Annotated in this window: 13 protein-coding genes; 6 read left to right on the forward strand and 7 right to left on the reverse strand. The window is 59.8% G+C overall.

Going from position 1 to position 9738, the window contains the following annotated elements:
- Positions 1-319: 319 nt before the first annotated feature.
- Positions 320-463 carry a hypothetical protein gene (locus tag DRB19_RS30435; RefSeq protein WP_162815918.1) on the forward strand — a complete coding sequence of 48 codons (144 nt, stop codon included), beginning with the start codon at positions 320-322 and terminating at the stop codon, positions 461-463.
- Positions 464-543: 80 nt separating this feature from the next.
- Positions 544-804: a hypothetical protein gene (locus DRB19_RS27775; protein ID WP_114189218.1), complete on the forward strand. Its 261-nt coding sequence runs from the start codon at positions 544-546 to the stop codon at positions 802-804.
- A gap of 45 nt (positions 805-849) precedes the next feature.
- Here DRB19_RS27775 and DRB19_RS27780 read toward each other — a convergent pair whose 3' ends face one another.
- The 7 genes from DRB19_RS27780 to DRB19_RS30440 all read right to left on the reverse strand — a co-directional run bounded on the left by DRB19_RS27780 (position 850) and on the right by DRB19_RS30440 (position 5920).
- Entirely contained in the window at positions 850-1041 is a 192-nt protein-coding gene (locus tag DRB19_RS27780) for a hypothetical protein (protein ID WP_114189219.1), read from the reverse strand.
- A 1224-nt stretch (positions 1042-2265) separates the two neighbouring features.
- Positions 2266-3435 carry an extracellular catalytic domain type 2 short-chain-length polyhydroxyalkanoate depolymerase gene (locus DRB19_RS27785; protein ID WP_162815919.1) on the reverse strand — a complete coding sequence of 390 codons (1170 nt, stop codon included), beginning with the start codon at positions 3433-3435 and terminating at the stop codon, positions 2266-2268.
- 400 nt (positions 3436-3835) lie between these two features.
- On the reverse strand, positions 3836-4384 hold the full coding sequence (locus tag DRB19_RS27790) for an HD domain-containing protein (protein ID WP_114189221.1): 549 nt from the start codon (positions 4382-4384) through the stop codon (positions 3836-3838).
- Positions 4385-4422: 38 nt separating this feature from the next.
- A complete protein-coding gene (locus DRB19_RS27795; RefSeq protein ID WP_114189222.1) occupies positions 4423-4776 on the reverse strand; it encodes a cupin domain-containing protein in 354 nt (117 codons plus the stop codon).
- Between the two features lie 216 nt (positions 4777-4992).
- A complete protein-coding gene (locus tag DRB19_RS27800) occupies positions 4993-5301 on the reverse strand; it encodes a hypothetical protein (RefSeq protein WP_114189223.1) in 309 nt (102 codons plus the stop codon).
- Positions 5302-5430: 129 nt separating this feature from the next.
- Positions 5431-5646 carry a DUF6894 family protein gene (locus tag DRB19_RS27805; protein ID WP_114189224.1) on the reverse strand — a complete coding sequence of 72 codons (216 nt, stop codon included), beginning with the start codon at positions 5644-5646 and terminating at the stop codon, positions 5431-5433.
- Between the two features lie 115 nt (positions 5647-5761).
- The gene (locus DRB19_RS30440) at positions 5762-5920 is read right to left on the reverse strand and encodes a hypothetical protein (protein WP_162815920.1); all 159 of its coding nucleotides are present in this window, start codon (positions 5918-5920) and stop codon (positions 5762-5764) included.
- A gap of 727 nt (positions 5921-6647) precedes the next feature.
- Between DRB19_RS30440 and DRB19_RS27810 the strand changes: the two genes are divergently transcribed.
- The 4 genes from DRB19_RS27810 (at position 6648) to DRB19_RS30865 (ending at position 9528) form a co-directional block, all read left to right on the forward strand.
- Entirely contained in the window at positions 6648-7118 is a 471-nt protein-coding gene (locus DRB19_RS27810; RefSeq protein WP_114189225.1) for a DNA-binding transcriptional response regulator, read from the forward strand.
- A 275-nt stretch (positions 7119-7393) separates the two neighbouring features.
- Entirely contained in the window at positions 7394-7786 is a 393-nt protein-coding gene (locus DRB19_RS27815; RefSeq protein ID WP_114189226.1) for a response regulator, read from the forward strand.
- Between the two features lie 411 nt (positions 7787-8197).
- Positions 8198-8797 carry a hypothetical protein gene (locus DRB19_RS27820; protein ID WP_114189227.1) on the forward strand — a complete coding sequence of 200 codons (600 nt, stop codon included), beginning with the start codon at positions 8198-8200 and terminating at the stop codon, positions 8795-8797.
- 134 nt (positions 8798-8931) lie between these two features.
- Positions 8932-9528 carry a hypothetical protein gene (locus tag DRB19_RS30865; protein ID WP_174800015.1) on the forward strand — a complete coding sequence of 199 codons (597 nt, stop codon included), beginning with the start codon at positions 8932-8934 and terminating at the stop codon, positions 9526-9528.
- Positions 9529-9738: the final 210 nt, after the last annotated feature.

Below are 9738 nucleotides of genomic sequence, written 5' to 3' on the forward strand. Positions count from 1 at the left end.
GGCACGACGGCGAGGATTTCCATGCGAGCCATAGCGAACGTGGTGATCAAGGGAACTCGATGAACCCGCCGATGTGAGGCTTGCGGGTTTGAGGCCAAGCTTTGGCTCGGCGCACCCCCGTGCCCGCCTTGGGAACGCCAGCGGAGCCCTGCGCTTTTCCTGGCCTGTCGAGCGGCACAGGTATAGGCTGCTGCGGTAGCCAAGGTGGAGCTAAGCCATGGCACGAACGGCTTACAGACACAGTGATCCCGTTGTTGAGAATAAGCGTTCCCCACAACGCAAACGGCGTCGGCGCGAGCACCTGAGACGTATCCACCCGATGACACGGGAGCAGCAGCTTGCGCTGATCGAGGAGGCTCGTGCTGCCCGCCGTGCCGCGCAGCAGGCTGCCGAGGCTGCGAAATCTCAGGTGCTGACCCTGCCGCTTGACCAGGGGTGGGCGTATGGGAACGGCTGGGGGTGATATCGCAGCAACCGTGGTGTTGGGCCAGCCCGAGGCTCGCCCCCCGCGCTGGGCTCATGAGCTATGGAGGACAAGGTTCCATGAGGCACAACAAGTTCAAGGTCGGCCAGTCGGTTCTGCCTGCCCATCCCAGGCGGGCTGATCCCGATACATATGTGATTGTGCAGGTGCTACCCGAGACCTCTCACGAGCCCCAGTATCGGATCAAGGGCTCGTCGAGTGGAGTCGAATGCGTGGTCTGCGAGAGACAGATCAAGGGGATCAGAGGACGGTCAAGTCATCTGCGGGCCTCGCTGCCCCGGTTGGAGAGCGAGCACGTGGCTCATGTCGTGTGGTGTTAGCACCTTACCGCACTGTAAGCCTTGCGGGGCATGACGGTGCAAGGATTACTCCTCCTCGCCTGCGGCACCGTTTTCTTCGTTGTTCAACACGTCGTCGATCACTCTGACCAGCGCCTCAAGTTCTGAGGCCGTGAGCTTGAGAACCACGACCGTTCGGTTATCGGTCCCGATCCGTAAGTCGATTCCACCGTCATTCCGGACGGCTTGAAAGCGAATACGAGCGGTTGAAGCAGCCATTTGACCGGCGCTCACCGGCACGCAGGTGGCAAGCGCCGCTTCCAGCGTTCACCAGCAGGCAGCGATGGCAACGGCAGGCCCCGGCGAACTGCCTTCCGGTAAGCGGCCCAGTAGGCATGGCGCTTCTTCCCACGCGGTTCCTCGGCAAGACCGCTCGGCATCTCGCGTGGGGAAGAAGCCACAACGTGCGTATCCGGCACGGCTCCTGTCTGAGGTGCCGAACCAAGAGCAGGCGTTTCATCTGTCGCGTGGAATTCACTTGCGCTTGACGGAGAGCCGTGACGTTTTCTCGGTGCAGCCGCCGCATTGGATTCTTCAGCAGTCGCGGCCTTGCTGCCTGACTTTTGTGCCAGCGTCCGCCACGCAAGCCGCTCGTCCGTCTCCTGTTGCTGTCGTGCCTGAACTGGGTCCACCACCTTTGTAAGGCTCGGGAGAATGCGTCCTGTTCTTGCCCGAGGAGCAGCAGACGTGGTTGCGCCGCCCAAAGATAGACGGGAGGGAGATTTTGGCGCTGCAAAAAGGTCGTCCGGTTGGCGCATCTTTGGCCTGTGGCGAGTATCGCTCTCTGAAGCGACTGCTTTTCTCGTGGAGGTGCCGACTGATGGCGTCCTGGCTCGTTTGATCTCAACTGTGAAGGAGGGGGTGGTTCTGTGGCGCACTCAAATTACTCGCAAAGTTGTCGTGGTGGCAGTGAGCGCCGAGGCCGTTCCCTTGAGGGACCCTCGTGCAGTTTCGCCTCTACCAACTCTCGGGATTATAAAGGATTTCAAGCAAATCAAAACAACTGCAATGTGAACTTTTCGTAATGTTTGACGTAGCTCTATTTTCCTCCGTCTGGATATGATCTTCTAACCTAGATTAACAAGCCTACCTTCTCTTCAAGTTTACATATCGCCTGCCTTCGTGGAGTATCGCAGATCGAGATATCCTGCACCGCAGTTCCTGCCGTATCACGGGTTGCTCATCCCTGCCTTGCCCTTAAAACTGCGCCTGCGGCTCTTCCTCAGATCAGCAGTCGCGCATGCATATAGAGCAAAGGCTGCGGCAGCCAGTTCTGGTTGGTACTCTGGCAGTCGGGATGGAATCGAGATTTCTTGTGACCCTCACATTCTAACCCTCTCATAATCGCCTGCATTCCCATGATCGTTTGAGGATGAGGAGGTTCGCAGCAATCTGATCGCTATTGTTCGCTCCAGCATTCTGTTAACAGTTTGGCTATTGAGCTTACTGACCGATCAGACGATCCACCATCGCCCTGACGGCCCGCATCTGAGGTCCACGCTGGTTGGCGTAGTTGGTCCCGCTATAGCCCCAGAAGTCCCAGCAGCGATTGGGGTTCGCCGCTGAGGCCGTGGCCTGCGGGTACAGGACAACAATGTTGTTGCTGGCGGCCCAGCGGTTGTAGCCCGCATCCCGGATGAAGTCGTCGAACACACTGTCCACGTCCTGCTTGCAACCGTGGAAGGCCACATGCAGGCGGCACTGCGCGGCGGCACATTGGGTAGGGACGTACAGGTAGCCGACGCCATGCAGACTGACGCTCCTGTCCGTTGGATCAAAGAACTGGGTCTGGTCAAATGCAACCACGCTCCCATTCCGATGCGGACCATCTGAGGCTGGCCTGAGCGGCTCGGGATAAAGGTGGCGCAGCAGCAACTCGGCGGCCTCATACCGGCACTGGATCACGTAGGGTGGCTCATGCTGCCCACACTCCCGGACCGGAAACCTGCTCTCCCCGGTAAACGTGCTGACGGGGATGCCATGATTGGCCGAAGCGCCGGTCTGGTTCTGATCAAACCGAAGCTTTGGCTCGTGAACACCCAACGTGCTGTAAACCTGCTTGAGCGTCTCCATGATCCCGAGCGGGACGACGGCGTCGCTCTTGCCGTGGAACAGCCAAACCCGAGTGTCGGCGAGGTTGGCTGGGTCGTCAATCAGTCCTTGGTTCGTAGCCTCTCGGATGAGCCTGACGGATTCTTCAGCCTCTGGAGGCGAGGGACGCAGTCCATAGTAGCGGCTGCCGAAGTAGTGAGTGCAGGCCACCACTGCGGCAGAGACACGGTCCAGGGGGCGCGACCAAAAGGGCGACCATGGGTTCGGGATGTTCTCGACGCAACCATACGGTCCACCCGCAATGATGCCTGCACCTTTGACGAGCTTCGAAAAGGCAATGTGAAACTGGTGTGCGAAGAAGCCGCCCGACGACAGACCCGAAACCGTGATGGCTGCGCGATAAGGGTGAGGAAGAGACGGGAGCTTCTGATTGGTTGACTGCTGTGGTGGATCGGGCAAGCGGTCATGATTGGCTTGCCCCTGCACTGGCAGCAGCAGCGCGACAACCAGCCCCAGCACTGCGAATGGGCGGCTCATGATCGTGACCCTCGACGAATCCATGGCACTCTGCAATCCGGTCGAGCCGTCAAGGACGGCGACCGGAGTATATATGTTACGATCCTCCGAGTACGAACGGCTTGCCAGCCCCGCCATGGGCCAAAGTGAAGAAGTACACCGGATGCGTGATTTGACCGAGAAGCAGTTTGTGGCCGCGATGGTGCGCAACGGTTCATCAAGGATGAGAGCCTGCTCAACGGCTTCCGTCACCCTGATCTGCCAGAGGCGATGTTCCTGACGAGGGCCATCCAGGCGAACGTCTACTAGGGAGCCCTAAAAACCGCCCTTGAGAACCGCAAAAAGGCACAGGCTGAGAAGGTCAGACGAGTGTAACCAGAAGTGTTAACGCGAAAACAGGCTCTACCGTGGGCCTTATTGAACCTGTCGAACTAAGCCCCCTCGATCATAGCTTCGGTTCCACCGATTGCTCGGCCTCTACCGCAACCCCGTCGAATTCCTGCTCCAACTGGACATTGACCCCTCGCAAGCCAGCAACGACCGTCCGTGCCCAAGAGACATAGTCCAGCCTGCGCTTCACCGACCAATCCGGTGGATGGCCCCCGCTGATCGCCCTCACGTTACTGATCTTGTCGGCGAGTTTGATGATCTTCGCCCGATCCGATTTCTTGGCCGCGTGCGCGACCTGCAAGCGCTTACGCTCCTCGTCCGGAAGGCTCATGTCATCGGTGATTTCTTCGACGAGCTTCGCCACATCATCCCCAAATGCCTCGGCAATCACCTGACGTGGCACCTCTTGGTCCTCGATGGAATCATGCAGCAGCGCGGCAATCACGAGGTTCGAGTCGCGACCCTCGGTGGCCTTGGCAACAAGTGCCGCAACCTCCAAAAGGTGATTGATGTAGGGCTCCTGTGCTGCCCCTTTCTTCTTCTGGTGAGCATGCCAGGAAGCCGCCGCCTCAGCGGCTTTGAGAACGCGAATCAAGTCTTCCATGCTTAGTCCTCAGAGAAGGAGCCAGAATCACTCGCCATTCACGAGCCGCCCTGAGACTGCTCCCGTCCATGCACCTCGGCGGGAGGTGCGGTCGCTTCGACTGCCTTAAACCTCTCCAGAATGCGATAGGTGTGCTCGGCTCCTGCGGGAACCACCCACGAATCGCCCGGCTCCAGCCGCACCGTCTGGCCCTCAATGTCCAGTTCGGCTCGCCCCGAAATGACGTAGCCAACCACCTCGTACTCATGCTTAGCCGAGGGTTTCTCCTGGGTCGGCTCCTCGTCGCGCCAGAGCCGCATGGACATCCGCTTGCCTGAAGCAAGATATACCTGACCTTGCTCGCCGGTCGGCGAATGGGCGCTGCTTACCTTCGTCACGCTCGTGTCGGTCATTTCACCCTCCTGTGCTTGTTCAGCAAACGCCCTTCAGGCTTGGCCGCCCGTCACATGGCATCTCGGCAGCAACAAGGGAAAGCCTCGCCGCGGGCTTCTCCGTGGCGAGGCAAGAGCAGCCCCGGATGGTCGTCCGCCTCGTGCAGCATTCCGAGATCGCGTGACTGAGTTGCTACTCCAGCCATCCATCGCTCAGTGGTAGAATGTGGGGATCGGTCACGCGGCCATTGCGCCCTGAGCCGGAACGCTCACGATGACCTCGCCTGTGGTCACTTCCGGCTGACCCTCATAAAAGTCGCTGAGGTTGTCCTTGATCCAGGCCATGGCGCGACGGTGCGCCTCCTGCGCCGCGTCCTGGGTGTCGAACAGGTTGATCGATACACCTACGTCGTTGCCGCCATTGATAACGTAGTAGCCCCGGAACCCAGGCGATTGCCGCAGGATTGGCACAAGGCCAGCCTCGGCCCGTCGGGCCACCTCGTCAACCGAACGCATCTTGTTGAACTTGCGGATTACGGCGTACATGAGAGCCTCCCGCTTGAGATCGCCCCTCAGCCGTCAACAGCATACCATGAAACGGCATAGCGGTCCTGTGGGCCACCATCCTCATCGGTCAGCGCCCTGCTCGCCGAGCCGCTTCCATTAGGTTACCTCTCACAGGGCGACCATATGGATGATCGCGCCACCCTCATCGGTGACTGCAACGGTCCAGCATGAGCCATCATGCACCTGATAGAGCAGCCCGCCCCGCAGTTCGGCGGCAGTCCTGTCCGCTGCTCCTTGCGCTGTCAGAGGGTCTGGCAGATCAATCCCTTCCTCGTCCCAGAGAAAGCTGTTCTCGGTGCGAAGGTGGAAGTAGAAGCGAGGCATCGCAGCCTCCATGTCGTCAGGGACGGATCGCTATCGTCTGCCCTGGCTGCACCCGCCGTGTGCTCGTGGCTTCGGTGACGATAAAGACCACCAGAGAGCACATGATGCCCCCGACTCATGACCTCCGCTGGCTTGCACGCGGAAGGCTGGTCAGGCGGGGCTGCGATCCCGTGGAGGGCGTGGTGGCTGGGTCCTTGCGGTCCTTGAGAATCTCCATGGCCCGCTCAACCGTGTCAGAAACCCCTTGAGCATGTCCGGTGATTGGCAGGCGCATGACCACCTCCTAGCAGTGATGAGCCCCGCACCGCATCAGCGTGATGGGCCACAACAGGTCAAAACGGCTGGAAGCTCGCTCCAGCAGGCTCCACCATCATGAGCACGGTCCCATCTCCAAAAAGGGCAGGAGGTCACAAGCGATCTCCTGCCAGTCGAGAGGATCAGTCATGAAGAAGCCTCAGGAGGTATCGCTCCGTCGTCTCAACAGCAAGCCAATAGCTAACTTTAGCAAGTGTTCCTGTCCTCAGTGTATATCTTTCAATATCCGTGAAAATGTCTAATCTAGATCAATGTAAACATCGATTACATTGATCTAGATTATCTTACCCAAGCAAAAGACCGCGCGGGGCAAGCTTTTTCAGTTTGATGGACGGCGAGATACTGTAACTATGGCGATCAAGTTCGCTTATACGGAGGCGTGCAGGCTGCCGAGAGCTTTGTCAGGCTGTCTCACCTGCGCGCTGGGACGACTGCTCCCGGCGTCCTGTTGAAGTCGTGCATCGCTTGTCCAAAGGGCGATGCTGCTATGGCCCGTTTGACGCGCACAAACACAGAGTTGCCGAGGCAGATATGGTCCTGTCGTGCAAATCCCAATCTATTGCGGTGCTGGTCGAGAGTGATCGTGACCAGCGCAGCCTTATAAGGTTCGACCTGCTCTGCGGCCCTGGCCTGTGGTCCGCTGCAAGAGCACGACAGCAATTTTCCACCAAGCACGGGAGGCCATAATGGGACACAAAGGCGAGTTCAGTCGAGTTGCGTTGATTGTCGAGGATGACCTTGCGCTTCGCACACTGGCGGCGGTGCTTTTGGAGGAGACAGATCTGGAAGTGGTCGAGAAGTCCAGCGGCGAAGAGGCATTGCACTACCTGCACCATCATGCGGGTGAGGTGGCGTTCCTGTTCGCTGATGTCAGGCTCTCATGTCTCATTACTGACGTGGACCTTGCCCGAACCGTGAGGTTGAAGTGGCCCTGGATCAGAACCGTACTGACCTCGGGTGCGCCTCTGGAGGAGGAGCCCGACAGAACCTTGCGCAACGTGCGCTTCATGCCGAAGCCGTGGCGGGCACTTGAAGTGCTGATGGAAGCCGAGGAGGCCGTTCGGCTCAGCCGCGTTGACGACGAAACCTTTCGCAGCCGTCCTGAGATGCTCCGAACAGCACAGGAGCATTTGGCTGATTCGAACCGACCGCATTGATTGGCCCTTTCAACCTCTGAGGCCCTCATGCCGGTCGAGATCGGACGCAAATTCCTGGTCACAAGTGACGAGTGGCGCGGGCATGGTCCCGGTCAGCGGTATTGCCAGGGTTATCTTTCCAAGGGTGAGATGACTGTGCGGCGTGTAGGCCCACGGGCCTTCCTGACCATCAGGGGCAAACGCAAGGGACCGCCCGCCCCAAGTATGCCTTGAAACGCCCTTCGCCTGGATCGCTGAAGTCGAAGAGACTATAATTCGGCCTTGAGGGTCGAGTGATGAGCGCACGCGGTTCTGACACGGCAGCGACGGTCCTGCTGATGGAGAGCCAGCCGGTGATCCGCATGGCGGTGTACGCCGTCCTGAACGGGGCAGGGTTCAACGTCATCGCAACAGAGAGCCCACACGAGGCATGGACCACCCTTGAAGAGCGATCTGACGTGCGGGTTCTGCTGGCTGATCTCGACGTGCCCGATGTCACAGACGGCCTGGAGCTTGCCCACAAGGTGCACGACCGCTGGCCGTTCCTCGGACTGGTGATCATCTCCCATCACATCCGGCACCTTCGCCCCTCCGAGGTTCCCGGTGATGGGTGCTTTCTCCCTCGTCCTCTTCCAGGGGAGACCCTGTTGCAGGAAGTGGCCATGGCAGCGGATCGGATGGCGGCCTGAAGGTTACGTTCACCTTGACGGGCCTGCTTCATCCTCGCGCTCCTGCAACTGACGCACGAGAGCGGCAAGCTTGGTACCGGGTTTGGAGACGGCGTCCGATCTCGGTGGCAAGCTGGGTGTTGGTGGGCGAGCCTGTGGCCCACCCCAGACTGACTGCTCCATCGGCCCCGGTGACGGTAGCACGATCCTCGTCTGACGGCGGCTTGGCAGCCACGGCTATCTCCCGGCTGCGCACCAACTCTTTGGGAAATCTGTTTTAGATGATTCGCCTTGAACTCCTGGCTGTCGCTCGGATTGCCGCTAAGCTGTTGACCTATGTTAGTTTGCACCCGGAACGGGGCCTGTGAGCGGGAGTTGGTTCGGTGCAGCGGAGCCGGATGCAACCGCATCAGCCCCTGGAGGAGACCTCCAATGGCCAACTCACCGACCACCGACAGCCAACCTATGCCAAGTGAACCGCGCAAGCCTGCCGAGTGTCCCCCGGATTGCGACTTGCCGGAAAACTCGAAAGAGAACCTCGACGCCAAGCTCGACCATGCCATCGAGGAGACCTTTCCGACCAGCGATCCAGTCTCGGTCAGCATCACCAAGGGCGGGGCCATCGATTACGATCAGCAGAGCGCCGCCGCGTCGGCCACAGCGGCGAACTCAAGCCAAGCTGAGCAGGGCACCGCCGAGCAGCTTCTCGATCAGGTCAGAGAGGCGTTGGGCGATGTGGCAGGGAGCGCGTCCAAGACAGCGCAGGAAGCCTACAACCAGGGGGAGCGCTATGTGCGCCAAGCTCGCGAGCGCTATCCAGAGGCTGAGCGTTTATACCAAGAAGGCCACCGCGTTGTCAGCCAGCAGGTGACTGAGAGCCCGTGGGTCGCGCTGTTCGTGGCCGGTGCCATTGGTTACGGGCTGGCGTGGTTGATCCATGGCGGCAGGGATAGGCAACCCGAACGCGTGCCGGATTATGCCAGGACTAGACGCGGCTACGCTCCGCATCGTGATGAGCAAGGGAGTTCGTAACTTCTACCGAACCTCACAGGAACAAGTCTCCAGTGGCCAGAACGCTCGTGACTTGAAAGACAGCCGCACATGGGACGATGCAGGAACCTCTTCGGGCAAGCCCACGTTGGCCGAGATTACGCGAGGTTGTGGTAATGAAGAAGATCGTGCTCGCCGCTGCCGTGCTGCTCACCCTCGGGGTTGCCCCTGGTTCAGCAGAGGCTCAAAGCCGTCTTGGAGGTTGCCTCAAGTACGGGCTCGGCGGTACTGTTGCCGGTCATTTCGTAGGTGGGCATCGGCTCAAAGGTGCTGTCGCAGGCTGTGCCCTTGGTATCTACCAGCGCAGAAAATACGAACGCGAGGTCAGGAAGCAGAATGAACTCCGGACCAGGAATCCCGAGCGCCGACGCGCCCCCAATCCGGACCCTGATAGCCGTTATGATGATCGGGACAGGAGCGCCACTCGGGCTCCCTTGCCTCGCCGGGAGGGGACCAGTCCCTACGAGGACCTCGGCCTTGAGCGTGGTCGTCGCACCACCCGTGAGCAGGCCACTGTAGGCGAGGATCGCATGGGCAATCGGAACCCTGGACGTGACGGCTATGAGTCAGGCGGGTCCTTCGCACGAGGTCAACACGAAAGCCGGGATCGATTTGGCACCAGGGAGGAGGCTCCCGATTCCAGGCGGCTGAGGCGCTACGAACCCGAACAGACCGGCAGTTTCCCTCCCCGCCCCAATGGCGAGTTCTACTGACCGGGCGTAATGCTGTTTGGCCTCGTGAGCCACGGCCCAAGAATCGGAGCCGAAAGAGCGGCGTCCAACAACGGAAAAGCCGGGACTGCCCTTCAGCAGCCCCGGCTTTTCATGTGCTCGACTTTGACGACTTTAAAGCATCGGACGGTTAAACAGACGCATATCCGGCTGCCTTGAGGTAGTTCCAGCACTCCTGAGGCTCGAACAAGT

This window comes from Microvirga aerophila (genome assembly GCF_003332305.1).
In the GTDB taxonomy this organism is placed as follows: domain Bacteria; phylum Pseudomonadota; class Alphaproteobacteria; order Rhizobiales; family Beijerinckiaceae; genus Microvirga; species Microvirga aerophila.